Source organism: Aestuariibius violaceus, assembly GCF_040779325.2.
GTDB classification, from domain to species: Bacteria; Pseudomonadota; Alphaproteobacteria; order Rhodobacterales; family Rhodobacteraceae; genus Aestuariibius; species Aestuariibius violaceus.
The window spans coordinates 1-15,562 of record NZ_JBFONT020000008.1 but is presented as its reverse complement, the minus strand read 5'-3'; the positions used below and the strand labels follow the sequence as shown (position 1 = coordinate 15,562).

Annotated in this window: 17 protein-coding genes, 1 tRNA gene and 1 pseudogene; 11 read left to right on the top strand and 8 right to left on the bottom strand. The window is 58.7% G+C overall.

Going from position 1 to position 15,562, the window contains the following annotated elements; translation table 11 throughout:
* Positions 1-13: 13 nt before the first annotated feature.
* The gene (locus AADZ90_RS18300; protein WP_367312182.1) at positions 14-571 is read left to right on the top strand and encodes a DUF1353 domain-containing protein; all 558 of its coding nucleotides are present in this window, start codon (positions 14-16) and stop codon (positions 569-571) included.
* Here the strand turns inward: AADZ90_RS18300 and yidD are convergent.
* Genes yidD through rpmH form a run of 3 tightly spaced genes read right to left on the bottom strand, consistent with a single transcriptional unit; the run spans position 568 to position 1,291 of the window.
* Positions 568-786 carry a membrane protein insertion efficiency factor YidD gene (gene yidD, locus AADZ90_RS18295; RefSeq protein ID WP_367312181.1) on the bottom strand — a complete coding sequence of 73 codons (219 nt, stop codon included), beginning with the start codon at positions 784-786 and terminating at the stop codon, positions 568-570. The two genes, AADZ90_RS18300 and yidD, sit on opposite strands and share 4 nt — an antisense overlap.
* Positions 783-1,130, bottom strand: a complete 348-nt coding sequence (gene rnpA, locus AADZ90_RS18290) for a ribonuclease P protein component (protein WP_367312180.1) — start codon at positions 1,128-1,130, stop codon at positions 783-785. Before rnpA ends, yidD begins: the two co-directional genes overlap by 4 nt.
* 26 nt (positions 1,131-1,156) lie before the next feature.
* Positions 1,157-1,291, bottom strand: a complete 135-nt coding sequence (gene rpmH / locus AADZ90_RS18285; protein ID WP_072791770.1) for a 50S ribosomal protein L34 — start codon at positions 1,289-1,291, stop codon at positions 1,157-1,159.
* A gap of 311 nt (positions 1,292-1,602) precedes the next feature.
* Between rpmH and AADZ90_RS18280 the strand changes: the two genes are divergently transcribed.
* From AADZ90_RS18280 to AADZ90_RS18265, 4 genes are all read left to right on the top strand, one after another.
* Complete coding sequence (locus AADZ90_RS18280; protein WP_367312179.1) at positions 1,603-2,337, top strand: TVP38/TMEM64 family protein; 735 nt, start codon at positions 1,603-1,605, stop codon at positions 2,335-2,337.
* Positions 2,338-2,340: 3 nt separating this feature from the next.
* Positions 2,341-3,804 (top strand): dihydrolipoyl dehydrogenase family protein, encoded by a 1,464-nt coding sequence (locus tag AADZ90_RS18275; protein ID WP_367312178.1) that lies wholly within the window; start codon positions 2,341-2,343, stop codon positions 3,802-3,804.
* 26 nt (positions 3,805-3,830) lie between these two features.
* On the top strand, positions 3,831-5,228 hold the full coding sequence (locus tag AADZ90_RS18270) for a sensor histidine kinase (RefSeq protein ID WP_367312255.1): 1,398 nt from the start codon (positions 3,831-3,833) through the stop codon (positions 5,226-5,228).
* 55 nt (positions 5,229-5,283) lie between these two features.
* A tRNA-Arg gene (locus AADZ90_RS18265) sits at positions 5,284-5,360 on the top strand.
* Here AADZ90_RS18265 and AADZ90_RS18260 read toward each other — a convergent pair.
* Positions 5,323-6,882: a recombinase family protein gene (locus AADZ90_RS18260; protein WP_367312177.1), complete on the bottom strand. Its 1,560-nt coding sequence runs from the start codon at positions 6,880-6,882 to the stop codon at positions 5,323-5,325. The genes AADZ90_RS18265 and AADZ90_RS18260 overlap by 38 nt on opposite strands.
* On the bottom strand, positions 6,882-7,172 hold the full coding sequence (locus tag AADZ90_RS18255; protein WP_367312176.1) for a hypothetical protein: 291 nt from the start codon (positions 7,170-7,172) through the stop codon (positions 6,882-6,884). The genes AADZ90_RS18260 and AADZ90_RS18255 overlap by 1 nt, the downstream gene beginning before the upstream one ends.
* Before the next feature lie 167 nt (positions 7,173-7,339).
* Here AADZ90_RS18255 and AADZ90_RS18250 point away from each other — a divergent pair, with 167 nt between their 5' ends.
* The 5 genes and pseudogenes from AADZ90_RS18250 to AADZ90_RS22475 form a co-directional block, all read left to right on the top strand.
* Positions 7,340-8,140: a hypothetical protein gene (locus AADZ90_RS18250; protein ID WP_367312175.1), complete on the top strand. Its 801-nt coding sequence runs from the start codon at positions 7,340-7,342 to the stop codon at positions 8,138-8,140.
* A gap of 93 nt (positions 8,141-8,233) precedes the next feature.
* Complete coding sequence (locus AADZ90_RS18245; RefSeq protein ID WP_367312174.1) at positions 8,234-8,494, top strand: type II toxin-antitoxin system ParD family antitoxin; 261 nt, start codon at positions 8,234-8,236, stop codon at positions 8,492-8,494.
* Positions 8,487-8,777, top strand: coding sequence for a type II toxin-antitoxin system RelE/ParE family toxin (locus AADZ90_RS18240; RefSeq protein WP_367312173.1), 291 nt, complete (start codon positions 8,487-8,489; stop codon positions 8,775-8,777). The genes AADZ90_RS18245 and AADZ90_RS18240 overlap by 8 nt, the downstream gene beginning before the upstream one ends.
* A 409-nt stretch (positions 8,778-9,186) precedes the next feature.
* The gene (locus AADZ90_RS18235; RefSeq protein WP_367312172.1) at positions 9,187-9,696 is read left to right on the top strand and encodes an antirestriction protein ArdA; all 510 of its coding nucleotides are present in this window, start codon (positions 9,187-9,189) and stop codon (positions 9,694-9,696) included.
* Between the two features lie 96 nt (positions 9,697-9,792).
* A pseudogene (locus AADZ90_RS22475) lies at positions 9,793-10,401 on the top strand (ParB/RepB/Spo0J family partition protein); the annotation flags it as partial.
* An 879-nt stretch (positions 10,402-11,280) separates the two neighbouring features.
* Here the strand turns inward: AADZ90_RS22475 and AADZ90_RS18225 are convergent.
* From AADZ90_RS18225 to AADZ90_RS18215, 3 genes are all read right to left on the bottom strand, one after another.
* The gene (locus tag AADZ90_RS18225) at positions 11,281-13,455 is read right to left on the bottom strand and encodes an ATP-binding protein (RefSeq protein WP_367312171.1); all 2,175 of its coding nucleotides are present in this window, start codon (positions 13,453-13,455) and stop codon (positions 11,281-11,283) included.
* A 271-nt stretch (positions 13,456-13,726) separates the two neighbouring features.
* On the bottom strand, positions 13,727-14,176 hold the full coding sequence (locus tag AADZ90_RS18220; protein ID WP_367312170.1) for a VOC family protein: 450 nt from the start codon (positions 14,174-14,176) through the stop codon (positions 13,727-13,729).
* A gap of 12 nt (positions 14,177-14,188) precedes the next feature.
* Complete coding sequence (locus tag AADZ90_RS18215) at positions 14,189-14,608, bottom strand: RidA family protein (protein ID WP_367312169.1); 420 nt, start codon at positions 14,606-14,608, stop codon at positions 14,189-14,191.
* A 142-nt stretch (positions 14,609-14,750) separates the two neighbouring features.
* Here AADZ90_RS18215 and AADZ90_RS18210 point away from each other — a divergent pair, with 142 nt between their 5' ends.
* Positions 14,751-15,338, top strand: a complete 588-nt coding sequence (locus tag AADZ90_RS18210; RefSeq protein ID WP_367312168.1) for a LysR family transcriptional regulator — start codon at positions 14,751-14,753, stop codon at positions 15,336-15,338.
* The last annotated feature ends 224 nt before the right edge of the window (positions 15,339-15,562 follow it).

Genomic DNA, 15,562 nt, shown 5'->3' with positions numbered 1-15,562 from the left:
GATGGAGCGGAAGATGAAGCGCTTGCGTCTTTATGATCATCCCGAGGAGGTGACGAACCCCTATCCGGATGAGTGGAGCTTTTTGTCGGACCTAGACTATCTGGACGCGCTCGTTCTGGTTCGGCCCAAGGGCAGTGTTGAGATGAGGGTGGGGCAAGATGCTGACTATATCGTCGGCGCGCAGTTTCGTATCAGGGTATTGGCGGATGGAGAACAGCGGGAGGTTGCAGTTCCGCCGGGTCTCATCACCGACCTGACATCAGTGCCGCAGTTCGTCCGATGGGTCGTCGGGCGGGTGGGGCCGTGGCTCGAGGCGGCGATCGTTCATGACTACCTTTACATCGCTTGGCAGGACATCGAAGGGAGGCGACCGCTGGAACAGGACCGACACTTTGCAGACCGGATTATGCTGGAGGCGATGAAGACGTCCGCGGTTGGGTTTGTCCGGAGAAGCGTAATCTACGCCGCCGTGCGTGTCTTCGGCGGCTTTGGATTCAGGCGACGATCAGAGCAGCGCTATGTCGATGTGAACGATCTGGACCTGCCGCCGTTTCTCGGGCGCCGCTCCTAGGGAACGTTGTCGATCCCCGATTTCCCCCAGGGATGGCAGCGCGCGACCCGCCTGGCCGCCAGCCATGTGCCACGCGCAGCTCCATGCCTTTCCAGCGCTTCGAGGGCATAGGCAGAGCAGGTGGGCTGAAACCGGCAATTGTGCCCGACCCAAGGGGAGCCGATCAGCCTATAAAGCCGGATGGGCGCGGCGACAATGTGGGCCAGCGGGCTCATGAGCCGTGAACCTTGGTGAGGGCGCTGCGTAGATCTGCCTCAAGCTCTGCAAAAGGCATGTTCACGGTCGATCCGGGGCGCCCAACAAGGACATAATCCCAACCCGACTGGCCGAGATCCGGCAAGAGCTTTCGTGCCACAGCGCGCAAGCGCCGCTTCGCCCGGTTGCGCGCCACGGCGTTGCCGAGCTTCTTAGAACAGGTGAACCCGACCCGTATCGCGCCATCTGGGCGCTGCTCCTTGGCCAGAAGGAGGAATCCCTTTGTCGGCACCCTCACAGAACGATTAAGCGCCAGGAAATCCCGGCGCTTCAAAAGGCGGTCGATCCGCGTGCCATGCGCCATCTCGGACGCAGGCTGATCGTTTGAAATCAGGCGCTGAGCGCCTTGCGGCCGCGGGCGCGGCGGGCGTTCAGGATCTTGCGCCCTGCCTTCGTCGCCATGCGCGCACGAAAACCGTGGCGCCGCTTGCGCACGAGGTTCGAAGGTTGATAGGTCCGTTTCATCGTCGCTCTCCGGGTCAGGGGGCGACTTCCATCGGCGGAACTCAAGCCCCAAAGTGTTCGAGAAGCTGTCGCATAGAAGGCTGCGCGGCGCCTGTCAACGGGGTGAACCCGGTTTCTGCAACAACAAGCGCTCCTGTTCCGTAACAAATGTTTCAGGCGTCAAGGCAGATTCGCCCGTTCTGAAACATGAGCGCCGCGCAGCGGGTGCCGCCATCACCGCACCGTGACCTCGGCTTCAACGCCACGTGAGAGGCCTATCGCGACGGCACCGATGCGGGCATCTCTTGCGCAACACCCGAGTGGAGCGTGAGATGACCCATATGCCAGATACCGAGACAGAATCGACCTTTGTGAAGAACCTGCCCCTCATTGCGATCGGAGTTGCGGCCTTGGCAGGCTTCTTCTTCCTGAGGGATTACCTGACGTTCGAGACACTGGCAGCCAATCGCGAAGCGCTGATCGCCTTTCGCGATGGCAATTATTTTCTGACCGTTGTCGTCTTCATGCTGGCCTATGTGATCATCGTGGGTTTCTCTCTCCCTGGGGCGACGATCGCGACGTTGACCGGCGGTTTCCTTTTCGCAACGTTCCCCGGCGCGCTTTTCAACGTGCTCTCGGCAACGATCGGTGCGGTGCTGATCTTTCTCGCTGCTCGCTGGGGCCTTGGTGAGAAACTGTCGGCTCGGATGGATGCTTCGGAGGGAGGCGTCAGGAAGATCAAAGCGGCCATCGACGACAATCAGTGGGAGGCGCTGTTCCTTATCCGGCTGGTCCCGGCCGTGCCGTTCTTTGTGGCAAATCTTGTCCCGGCGCTTGTTGGTGTTCCGCTTTATCGCTTCGCTGTCACGACATTTCTAGGCATCATTCCGGGGGCTGTCGTCTATACGTCCGTCGGCGCAGGTTTGGGCGAGGTGTTCGCCCGTGGCGAGACGCCCAACCTTGGTATCATTTTCGAGACGCACATCCTGCTGCCGATCCTCGGCCTCTGTGTGCTGGCCATTTTCCCGATCATCCTCAAAGCCGTCCGCGGCAAGAAAGGTATCTGAGCCATGGACCAGATCAACACGCAGACCGAGCCCGAGGTGGCGCAAAAGGCACCGAAACGCATCAAGGCGGACGTCCTGGTGATCGGAGCTGGCTCAGGCGGGTTGTCCGTCGCAGCGGGTGCCGTGCAGATGGGGGCAGACGTTGTCCTACTCGAAGGGCACAAAATGGGCGGTGACTGCCTGAATTACGGATGTGTTCCGTCCAAGGCGCTCATTGCGGCCGCCAAGAAAGCCCAGGCAATGCGGAGTGGCAAATCATTCGGGGTGAAGCCGGTCACACCGCAGGTCGACTACGCGACCGCGAAGGATCACGTCCATAAGGTGATCGACACGATCGCGCCGGTCGACAGCCAGGAGCGCTTCGAAGGTTTGGGCGTCAAGGTGATCCGCGAATACGGACGCTTCATCTCAAAGACTGAGGTACAAGCGGGTGATACCGTGATCGAGGCGCGGCGGATTGTCGTTGCCACTGGATCCTCCCCCTTCGTGCCGCCGATCGACGGTCTGGATGAGGTCGAGGTCCACACGAACGAGACGATCTTCGATCTTCGGGAAAAGCCCGAGCATCTGTTGATCGTAGGCGGCGGTCCGATTGGGATGGAGATGGCGCAGGCACATATCCGCCTCGGGTCGAAGGTTACTGTCATCGAAGGGCAAAAGGCCCTTGGCAAAGACGATCCCGAGTTAGCGTCAGTTGTACTTGACCGCCTTCGTGCCGAAGGGGTTGAGATCGTTGAAGACGCGCTGGCCGAACGTGTAAGCGCTACAGCTGGCGTGACGGTTCATACTAGCGAAGGCGACTTCTCAGGCAGTCATCTTCTCATGGCTGTTGGTCGTAAGATAAACCTCGAACGGCTGGATCTCGAAAAGGGCGGTATCGCCTATAACCGTGGCGGGCTGAAGGTCGGCGACGATCTCCGATCAGTCAGCAACAAGAAGGTCTATGCCGTCGGTGATGCCGCGGGCCGGTACCAATTCACCCATGTTGCGGGGTATCACGCTGGCGTGGTCATCAAGTCGATGCTTTTCGGCCTTCCGTCGAAGGCGCGGGAGGATCACATCCCATGGGCGACTTATACCGATCCCGAACTGGCTCAGGTTGGTTTGACCGAAGACCAGGCGCGCAAGAAGTATGGCCCCAGTCTCTCCGTTGTCCGCTTCGCTTATGATGAAAACGACCGCGCAATCGCCGAGGGCAAGACGGAAGGTCTTGTAAAGGTCATGGTGGTGCGCGGCAAACCTGTCGGCGCATCTATCGTCGGCGCCCAGGCCGGAGAGCTGATTGGCATCTGGGCCATGGCCATTGCGAACGGTCTGAAAATGACGGCGCTTTCCAATACCGTTCTGCCCTATCCGACACTGATGGAGGTCAACAAACGGGCGGCGGGCGCGTATCTTGGCCCGAAGATCTTTGACAGTACGATGGTTAAGCGCATTGTCGGCTTCGTTCAGAAAAGAATACCCTAGGTGGGTTCCCGGGTCTTTTGGTAACCATGATAAAATCCCTCTCCGGCAGATTGCTCATCCTCACGACCATCTTCGTGATGCTGGTCGAGGTCATGGTCTTCGTGCCATCCGTTGCCCGCTTCCGCGAGGATTACCTATTGCTTCGACTTGAGCGGGCGCAGATCGCCTCGCTTGCGCTACTGGCCGACGACATGATCGACCGTGACCTGGAAGAGGAACTGCTGGAGAGCGCAGGCGTCTTCAACGTTGTATTGCGGCGAGATGAGATCAGTCAACTGATCCTGTCTTCTCCGATCCCTGCGCCGATCCACGCGACATACGACCTGCGGGCTCCGACGCCATGGCAACTGATCCGCAACGCTCTGGAGCGCCTCGTTGATACCGAAGAACGGGTCGTGCGCGTCATCGGAGAGCCTGTGAGAGGGGGTGGGCTGCTGATCGAGGTCACCATGCATACCATGGATTTGCGCCACGAGATGATCCGATACGGCCTCCGTATTCTTTTCCTTTCTGCAATCATTTCGATCGTGACAGCTATCCTTCTATTTCTTACTGCGCGCCGCTTCATCGTGACGCCGATAAAGGGGGTTGTCAGCGCGATGCAGCGCTACGCCGCCGAACCAGAGGACACCCGCCGCATTATCGAGCCGAAGGCGAGCGTGACGGAGTTACGTGAGGCTGAAGAGGCACTGCAATCGCTTCAGACGCAATTGACCTCAGCCCTGCGCCAGAAAGAGCGTCTGGCTCAATTGGGAGAGGCTGTAGCTAAAGTCAGTCACGACCTGCGCAACATTCTGACTTCCGCCCAGCTCTTCACCGATCGGATCGAAGCTTCAGAGGATCCCTTGGTGCGCCGGATGGCGCCGAAGCTCATCAATTCTATCGCGCGCGCGGTGTCCCTCTGCGAGAGCACGCTCGCCTTCGGAAAGGCGGAGGAGCCGCCCCCGACACTTGACCGGGTCGCGATCGCGCGGATCGTTGAGGATGTGATCGACAGCGAGCGGCTGGCTGCGGGCGACTACGAGATTGCTTTCAAAGAAGAGGTGCCGCCTGGTTTGATGATCCGAGCTGATGGAGAGCAACTCTTCCGGGTCATCTCAAATCTCATCCGCAATGCGCGACAGGCGATTATAGCGACGGGAAAGCCCGGCGAAGTGTCGCTCTCGGCCTGGGAGGACGACCAAGCCTGGTGGATCGAGATCGCCGATACCGGCCCGGGCCTGCCGCCAAAGGCCCGAGAGTATCTCTTTCGCCCATTCCGTGGGGGTGCCCGAAAGGGCGGCGCAGGGCTTGGCCTCGCTATAGCTGCTGAGCTCATCCGGGGCCACGGTGGTACACTTGAGTTGCGGCAGACGGGAGCGGATGGGTCACGCTTTCTGATCTGCCTGCCCAAGATGGATGCGGTAACGATCGCCGTCAGTTGACGTCGATTCACCCTTGCGCCGCGGGAACGCCGCCGCTATCTCCCGAACACTCTGCGCGCTGGTAGCTCAGTTGGATAGAGTACTTGACTACGAATCAAGGGGTCGGGGGTTCGAATCCTCCCCAGCGCGCCATTTCCCTTTCACCTGTGGAAAAAGCCTCTAACGCCTTGAAGGGCAAGGTAGTTTTCGGGGTTCGAAGTCCCTCTTTGCGGCAATAGGCCAGACGCTCTGCGAAGGCCAGTTTCAGGACGGTTCTCTGCAGGGGTAGGTTGCCGGAAGCCCAGAGTTTCCAAGGGCTTGCGAGGAAGGCCATGGCGAGTTCGAACATCTCCTCGAAGCTGCGTTTGGGCTGGCCGGTTTTGCGCAGCTTTTCGGTGAGCAACAGCTTCTCTGTCTCAAGACGATCGATCTTTGCCTCATAGGCGGAGATGACGCTCGACGAGTTCGCCTCGACAATCCGGTCCATCAGCCCGTCGACCTGTTTCTCGATGGCCTTGATCTGTCTCTTGGCCTCGCCGCTCTGCGACTGGACGCGGGCCAGTTGCTGATCCCAGGCGTCCTTGAACATCTGCCGGACGAGGGCGAAGAGTCCGTCCGTCGGTTGCATAGTTTGCAGCATGTCCGCGAAGGCCCCTTCCAGCTCGTCGCGGCGGATCGACTTGCGATAGCTCGGGCAGCCTTTCGTGTGGCACAGATAGTATGGATGCTTCTTGCCGGTCTTGCTTTTCGACCAGCAGGAGGTCAGTGGCTTCTGGCAGTCATTGCAGAGGATGAAGTTTCTGAGCGGGAAGTCCGCGCTGATGTCTTTTCGCGCGGGCGCCTTGGCCCTCTCCTGAAGGCGGTTCTGGATCTTCTGGAAGGTCTCGAAGTCGATCAGGCCCTCATGCTGCGCCTTGCGCAGGGGCACGTTCCAGAGTGGCACGTCCAGATAGCCCGCATAGATCGGGCGGGTCAGGATGTCTTGGATCCGCTGATGGTGCAGGAGCCCATTGGCCGTGTCCTTCGGAAAGGCGGGCTGGCTTTCCAGGAAGCGCTTCACCTCGACCTTGGTCTGGAAGCGCCCGCAGGCATAGCCCTCGAGGGCCTCCCGCAAAAGCGAGGCTGTGGGCTCGTCGCGGACCAGCATGTTCCCGCGCCCGCTAATGCGCTGATACCGGTAGCCAACCGGCGCCTGGAAACACCAATAGCCGTTCATGGCCCGGGCCCGCATCCGGTTGACGGTCTGTTCCCCGTTCTTCTGCCGCTGGTGCTGCGAAACGCTGGCAAGGAGGTTTTCGACCAGAATAGAATCCGAATCTTCGCCAAACTCGATGGACGGGCTTTCGAGCTTGCCGCCAGCCTTGGCGAGGGACGCGCGCAATTCCAGATGCGCCTCTAACCCGCGGGCCAGGCGGCTGATATCGTCGATGATGACGATTGTGCCCCGCTTTCGGTTCTTGCGGAGATATGTGAGCATCGCCTGCATGCCCGGTCGGGTGGCGAGGCTGCCGGTCATGTCGTCGGTGAAGACCTGCGCCACCTCATAACCTTTGTGGCGGGCATATTCCCGGCAGCGGGTTTCCTGGGAGGTCAGACCGTCCCCACGCTTCGTCTGGGCCGAACTGGAGACCCGGCGGTAGATGACGGCTTTCGGGATATGTCTCTGATCCTCCATTACGGCCTCCTTTCCGGCGCTTCCAGACTGGAAGCCACCTCTTGCATCTCAATGTCCGGATTATCTCCACACTTTACCACATCGCGGAAGGCGCTCGCCAATCTCCCCTGGTCTTGTCCACAGATCTCTTGTGCCGGCTCGATCCCGAAGCCGAGATCGACGAAGGTGACCACGATCGACCAGAGGGTTTCGATGAGCGCGCGCTTCTGCTCTTCGGGGATAGCCTCGTCTTCGAGGAACGGCAGATAGGCGTCCCAGTCGATTGTGAGTTTGGGGTTTGTTTCGGTCATCTCGGCCTCCGGATCACGAAGTTTGGCTTTGCCAAAGAGGCGGCGGGGATTTACCCAACAGGTTGTAATCCCTTCGCTTTTCTCTTCTTTTCGGTGTCCGAACTATGCCACAGTAGGACCACGCAATGCCCGCGCAGTGAGGCGGGCAATTCAAGCAATGTGGGGCGATGAGGCGCAGACGGATCGATTGGCAGCAGGCGGATACTGATCAGCGGAAGACACTCTATCCGGCGATCAAGGCTGTCTGTAGTGAGCGCCGTTGGACGTTAGAGGCCTTCTGCAGTGAGGTTCTGCCGGACAAGGTTGGACTGGGCTACGAGTCGCATCTCCGCGACGGAACCCTGTCCAAGGACCGCGCGGCCTTCATCCATGCCTGGATCGGAGAGCACCATCCCGATCTTGGGGTCAGACACGCTCCGGATCTCTACACGGACAGCCAGATCACCTCCTGGACGGAGCTGCTGGAGGAGCATGGGGTGTTCGGCACGTTCACCATCCAACGTTACGAGGCCGGGATGGGGCTTGTCCGGCGGTCCGACCGGGCGCCGCTGGCCAAGAAGCGGATCGCCCTAGGCGAGGAGTTCGTATTCCATCTGGAGAGCGGCTTTGCGGGTCAGGCCATCGCCCTGCAGGAGCTGGACGGCACCTGGTATCCAATGCCGCTCAACAACGCCGATATCCCTTGGGTGGCCGATCTGACCGCAGGCCACCAATTCCTACCTAGTCACCCCATCACCGGCGCCCCAGAACCGCTCCGGGAGGATGATCATACGGGCCGCCACGGCTTTGCGCTTTTAATCGCTTCCGACGGTCACTCAGACGAACTGGAAAACCTGACCGCTCTGTTCTCAGCCGTTCATGCGCTGCCGCAGGATCGACTGGACGACCTGGCCGCATGGTGGACCGGCCTCACCGGCCCCAAAGCGCTGTATCGGCTGAATGTCGTGTTCGTGGCGCGGGCGGACTAGGACCGCATTCACCCAAGTTTGCAAATCATTATGTGATCTGTTATGATTATATATGATATATGCGACACGAGAGTATTTGAGAGGAGGCCATTGATGACCCGTTTGACCATATCCATGCCGGACCAGATGAACGACTGGGTCGAAGCGCAGATCGCCACGGGCCGTTACGGCAATGTGAGCGAGTACTTTCGGGATCTGGTGCGCCACGATCAGGAGCGCCGGGAAGGCGCGATCGCCGAGTTGCGCGGGATGATCGACGCGGCCGAGGCCAGCGGGATCAGTGAGAAGAGCCTGCCCGAGATCCTGGAACAGGCGCGGGCGATGGCGCGCGCCAAAGGGTTGGTGAGTGACTAGGCTGACCCTCACCCGGGACGCAGAAACCGACTTTACCGAGATTACTCTCTACACGATCGAGCGCTTCTGCCTGGATCAGGCGGAGCGCTACACTGAAGCCCTCTGGCAGCGCTGTTTGCTCCTGGCCGAGCATCCCGGTCTGGGTCGGCGCTATGAGGTTGTTAGGGAAGGTCTGTTACGCGCGGAATACGAGCGCCATTCGATCTACTATAGGTCATCGAGTGATGGGATCCTCGTCTATCGGATCCTCCATCAGCGCCGGGATCCGGCGCGGCATCTCTAGAGGTATTTAAGGACATCGCCACCCAACCATGGGTCGGGTGAAGACTGACCTCGCCATGGATCCTGACGGACCATGACATCTCTTCCTCTTTATTTACCGCCAAGCACCCGGCCAGGCCATCGTCAAAGGGCAAGCGTCCGCAGAATTGCGGCCGTCTCCGGCGGGACCCGTGTCCTCATCCCATTGGTCGCCCCGATGGGGCTTTATCCCAATGGGATTGCGGGCCGCACCAGTCCCGCCTCCGACCCGTTTGACCCTGTCCCGTCCGGCCGCTCGTCGGGCTGCCGCCCTCCTCCCTGCGCTTCGGTGAATGGCAGGAGCCATTCCCTCGAAACGAGGAAGGCAGGCTTCGCCCAAAGGCGGTGGGAACAGGTCTCACCGTCTCAACCCGACGAGACGGAGACGGATTATGACGACCACATTCTTTGCCCAGCCCTACGACATCACGGCGGCGGGCTTCTACTTTGAAACCTTGGAAGAGTATCGCCTCAAGGCGAACGCGCTTCGCAATGATCATGGGGAGGTGGTCGAAGAGTTCGAAATTCAATTCATCGATGGGGAGGAGATCGATTGCGCCTTGAGCAAGGCCGCGAGCCTCTCGCAAGCCAATCTCGGCGATGTCCTGAAAGCCATCGACGATTGGTCGGAGGAGGACAAGCTCCGCTTTATCGTCGGCGTGGAATACTGCTCTGTCAGCTTTGATCTAAGTCGCGACGATCCCAACGAGTTGGATGTCGATATCTACCATCTCGCGAGCCTGCGGGAATTGGCGGAGCAGTTCGTCGATGACGGCATCTGCGGGGATATCCCCGAAGCGATGCGGTTTTACTTCGATTACGACGCCTTCGCCCGTGATCTGGGCATGGATTACTTCGAAGTCGAGATCGCAGGCCAACGCCTCGTCTGCCGATGCGCTTGAAGGGCGCGGAGGCTGACGCAGGGGCGTGCCGCGGCGCGTCTCTCCGCGAGCCTCTGAGGTCCAGAGGGTCGGTAACCCACTCGAAAGGAGAGACCAATGACCAAGCAAGAGAAGATCAAAACGAACGAAGCCACCAAAGCGACCGAGACAGGCGCGCTGCCTGCCATGCCCACGCGCGCGATCCACGATATCCCGCTGGGGCGGCTCGACCTGTCGGTGATGAACCCACGGCAGGATGTCGAGGACGCGGAAATTGCCGCATTGGCAGACTCGATCCGCACTGTGGGACTTATGCAGAACCTCATGGGCGTGCTCATGGAAGACAGCCGCGTTGCCATCGTGGCGGGCGGACGCCGCTTGCGGGCCTTGAAGGCCATTGCCGCCGAGGACGGGCAGAACGAGGCCGAGGTGCTTGTGCCTGTCCTCGTAACGGATGACGAGGCCGAAGCGCAGGTCTGGGCGAGCACTGAGAATACGGCGCGTCTTGCCCTCAATCCCGCCGATGAGATCAGAGCCTATAGGCGGATGGTCGAGACAGGCGCATCCGTCGAGACCATCGCCAAGGCCTTCGCGGTGTCCGTCCGCCATGTAACGGGGCGCTTGCGGTTGGCAGGGCTTGCGCCTGTGATCCTTGAGGCTTTGCGCGCGGGTGAGATCACCTTGGACGTGGCGGCGGCCTATACGGTGACAGGCGATGTGGCGGCACAGGAGGCGACCTTCACCCGTCTGCAGGAGGGCTATGGCGGCGACACGCCCGCCCAGATCAGACGGATGCTCATGCAGGAGGCCGTGTCTGCCGAGAGTTCACTGGCACGGTTCGTAGGTCGCGAGGCCTATGAGGCGGCAGGCGGCGCGATCCGCGAAGACCTCTTCGGGGCAGACATCTGGTTTTGCGATCCCGATCTGGTGCGGGGTTTGGCAGAGGCGAAGCTGAGTGCGGCCAAGGCCGATCTTGAGGCCGAGGGCTGGTCATGGGTGAGTGCCCAGATCGAGCCGATCCCTTACGAGGTTCTGGCAGACTATCGCCGCACCTATCCCGAACAGAGGGACATCTCCGAGGAGGAGCATCTGCGTTACGAGGAGCTTGCGGAATTGATCGAGGCGGAGGCCTGCGATGAGGCGGGTCTCGCCGAGTTTGCCACCTTGGAGGCGAAGCTGAACGAGGAGCACTTCACCGAGACCCAGAAAGCTCATGCGGGCGTGATGGTGGCGATAGCCTGGGATGGCACGCTCGACCTGCGGCAGGGGCTGGTGCGCCCCGAGGATCAGGCGGCGGCGATAGAGGCAGGGGTGATCGAAGAGAGCCGCCACGCCAAGGCGGTGAAACCCGCCACGCCCTATCCGACCTCCCTCATGGACGATCTGGCGGCGATCCGCACGGGGGCAATCCAAGCCGCGCTGATCAAGAAGCCCGAACTGGCACTTGATCTCCTGACCTTCGCGCTCTCGACGCCCTGCTATGGGGACGCGATGCCCTTGCAGATCGGCGGCAAAGCGGCGCGGAACATGCCCGAGAAGAGCGATCAGGGAATGGCACTGCCCAACAGGCTCAGACCACAAGAGTATCGGATGCCGCTCAATGGATCAGAGGCGAGCGACGCCTTCACTGCGTTCCGTGCTCAGTCGAAGAAAGCTCGCAACGCCGTTCTGACCGAGCAGATCACCCGTCTCTTCGCGGCAGACCTTGCCTTCGACAGGCCGACCCCGCTGGTCGAGCAGATTGCTCATCTGGCCGAGGCCGATATCCGCGCGGTCTGGACACCGACCAAGGCCTTCTTCGCGCGGCTTAAGAGCGATCAGCTGGACGAGATCATGGCCGAGATCATCGGCACCGACGTCGCCCCCGCCTTCGCGAAATCGCCCAAGAAGGACAAGGTCGAGAAGCTCCATAAGATGTTCACCGACGAGAGCGCTCGCGCGGGCCTGTCGAAAGAGGCCAAGGCACGGTTGGACGCTTGGTTGCCGGAGGGGATGGCGGTGAAAGGCGACTAACCCTCGAAAGACTAATGAAACGCATTGCCCGCGCCGATCCAGTTGGCGTGGGCTTTCCTGCAGGAGGGGGCGGGAAAGGAGCCATTCGCCGCAGCCGCAGTACTCTGAAACATCATTTGAGAGAGCGGACATTCGAACGACTGACTTGTTGGGTTCTAATCTCAGCGCGGGCATCGCAATGCTATCTGCTTGCAGATTGCTCGTCTCCGTCGTTTGAAAAATACAGCTCGTCCACCCGTGCAATTGCCTTCCTGATAATTCCCAGCCAACTGCTTTTTCTGTTTCGATGATTTCCCAGCAATCACCAAGCAATGACAACAAGTCTTCAAGAGAGAGTTCCGGCTTATCTTCCAGTCCCGTAATCGCACGGGCAACATCTGCTGCTACTTGTGGCGTCTTTGGTTCCGGCTTGTCGCCGCCTTTGATCTTCGCCAAGAAATCAAGTGCAGCTCCGCCGGCCTTTTGATACGGGCTATTTTTGCCTAGAGCACGATCCGCATAGGTTTCCTTGCGCTTGGCTGGCGCCTTGGTTGTGTGAATGAAATCTGCAAGCCCTTGTCGATCAAGTCCGGCCTTCTCGCCATAAAAATGCATAGGCAACCAAGCCCCGTTGCTCACTTCGACTGCGCAACGCACATAGTCCTTAGGATCGTAAGGAGAAGTCCCGTTCAGGAAATTGCGTATAAGGTCTGCCGGTGTTGCAAATCCCTTTCGGAGAACAGCACCGGCACCGTCCACAGCTTGAACCTCCCCGACCAGCTTCAGCGTTGATTCGCCTTTCTTTTCATCGAATTCGCCCTCACGAATAAACTTGATCTTATCCAATAGATCTTCCCCGATCACGATTGACCGGTTCTCATCGCTCAAAATGCCGTCGGCAAGATCAGCGACCATAGCATCACGCGGACCGAGCTGGAGAAGCTTTTCCACCATCGGAAGTATCTGCTCTCTAGACTGACGATCACGTTCGTCGAGAATGGACCGCAGATCACTGTACTTGATACGCGCTGATTGCCCAGGATAACGGAAAAAGATGTCTCCTTCCTTGACCTGATCGCCGTCGCCTTTCTGCGCAATCACGGGACGCGAGCCATGCTGATGGACAAACATGATGCCCACCTTCAATCCATCGATTTCAAGAACACCGGTCTCGACTTCTGGCGTAGGATCGAAAGTTGATTTGATACGCTTGGTGAAATCTGCCGGATCGGCATTCACGAAATCAGCACCCTTGAGCCCGGTCACCTTGTAGCTTTCGGGATCGACTTTCCCGCCGGTCACCTTTTTATCTTTGACGCCAAAGACAATGTAGCCACCTGAATTGTTTGCAAGTGCCGCGACGGCCCGAAGCCATTTTCCAGTGTGCTTGAAGCCGAAATCCTGCTTGCATTCGTGAGTTTCGCTTTCTCCAAACTTGAACCGCCAAACACCGCCTGTGTCCTTGGCGAACATCGCGGCAAGGGTAGCTTCAACCATCGGACCACTTTCTGGAACCGACGACGGTCCAGAACCCGGAACTGCCACCGACGCCGTAACACCCGTGGCTTTGAAAGACTTCAGGAAGGCATCAAGCGTGCCGTCACTCGCCGCGCCAATCCTCGAGGAGTCGCTGTAGCTGCCGTCCTTGATGCCGGTGATCCTGCCAGAATTCACAGGTCGGTCAGGCCGGTTAAAAAAGAACTGAATGTCCTTGTTCTTCATGCCTCGCGCAGCCATCGCCTTGATGAGGGCGATTTCTTCATTCGTAATGCTACGGTTTTTGGCCATCGGGTTTGCTTTACTCTCACCAAATCTACAAATCGGGTTAAAATGAACAACTAATCATGCTGTGCCAGCAGATGGGTGTCGAATATTAGTCTTGGAAACACAAGTTGGCCACATTTGATCCTATTCAACAACCTGAAACATGCGTGTGGTCTTTGCCTTGTATTACCTGGAAATCTAGTCTGTCCGCACGCATGTAACGTCAGTTAATGGCAGCTATAGAGAGCGCTGCGGTGCGGCGTCATCGGTTAGGTCGAGAGGCCGCTTCGGGCCGTCAAACGACAATTTGATGAGCCCCTGACGGTTCAGCCAAAGTCTCACATGGGTGAATGTCCGCGAAGATCTCGATGATGTTATTCTCTGGGTCCCTGAAGAACAATGTCCTGTGGGTCCAATCCTGGTTCGTAGGTGGTTCGATGACCTCCAAACCACATTCGACAAGCTTGTCATAGGCGAGATCGACATCAGCGGGCGGCACGCGAAAGCTGATCTGGATGGAAGCGGATGATGACGGCACGTTCGGTCCATCATAGGCGCGCCCACGCTTCCGCAGGCCAAGAAACAAGGTCCCAACCCTAAAGAACGTCATTCGTTCGAGGAAATCCTCTTCTATATAGAACTCAAATAGCTGCTCGTAGAAAGCTCTCATCCTTGCAAGGTCGTCACAAAGGATGATCACGTAGTCCAAGCTGCGAATGGCTTTGAAGCCGCTGTATTTATTCATGTCCGTTCAACCTCAATATTTTGGTTCGTGAAAGCGATCGTCGGGGATCACAGCAATTGGCGCGATTTCCACCAGTAGGTCTGATGTGATCAGCCCCGCTGCCTGGATGAGAATGCTGACCGGGCCATGCTCCATTCGGAGGCGTTCGGCCCTGACTTTTTGAATCGCCGGCATGTCCGTTGGGTCCAGATAGAAGACCGTTAAGGAGACGATATCTTCCAATTGCCCGCCGACGGCTTTCAGAATGTTCTCGACATTGTCGAAGCATTGCTGTGCCTGCGCTTCGCAATCGCCCTTGCCAATTACATTGGCATCCTTGTCCCAAGCCACTTGTCCGGTTATGTGGAGCACGTGGCCCTTCGGCGCGATCACACCATGATGGAAAGGACGGCCAAGTTGTGGCCATCCAGTCGGAGGGTTGTATCTGATCATTATTGAGGTCCTCATCCTGACTTTCGGCAAGACTTGACCGGCTTGCCTCCTCTTACTCAAACGACAAAATTTGAGCGCGAGACTTAGAAAATCTCAGTCTCGTTCGAAAGTCGTCCATGCTAATACGCCGTAGGGAGACAGCATGACCTATCGATTTCCATCCTTGAACGGGCTCAAAGCATTTGAGGCGGCGGCGCGGCATTTGAGCTTCAAGGCCGCCGCAGCTGAGCTTGGCGTCACGGCCGGCGCCGTCAGCCAGCAGGTCAAGCGATTGGAAATGTCGCTCGGCATCTCTCTCTTCCGGCGCCTCCCTCAAGGGTTGCTGTTGACGCGGAAAGGCGCTGCTTATCTCCCGGACATCTCGCGCGCTTTTGACGTCCTCACAGACGCCACAGAAGCAGTTGCTCCAGCTCTCAATGGCCGCAAGCTGAGCATCGGTCTCGACCCGCTGGTCATCGAACGGCTTCCAAAAGGATGGCCGCGGCATTCGACCGAGCTTGAGTCTTATGTCCGGGAGACACGGATCACTGACGATATTGAACTGATCTGGAACAACGAGCTTGATGCGTTGCTTCTCGCCAGGCAAACCCGACACGGAAGTCTGTCAGAGCATACCGTCTGTCCAAATGGCAACTCAGAGCCAGTCTTTTTCATCACCCGACCTGGTCTGGCTGAATGCCGTCAATCGCGCGCGATCGTCGAAGCATTGGCGTCTGAGAGCGCAGAGTAAAAGCGACAAGACGCGTGGTGCGTTGGAATTTGCACCGAGAACGAACGTCCGCAATGCAGGCTGCAAGCGCAGCGTTATGATAGTGTGTAGAGAGTCCGCTTCTCTAATTGGGCATTTGGGTCAAGCTCGTTTTTCTTGTTGCTTAGGATCGTTGTCGCTCATCCGGGTCACGCTTCTCTTCGCAGTCTGTTTGATGCCGCGTAGGACATCGCTGCACGCATGTG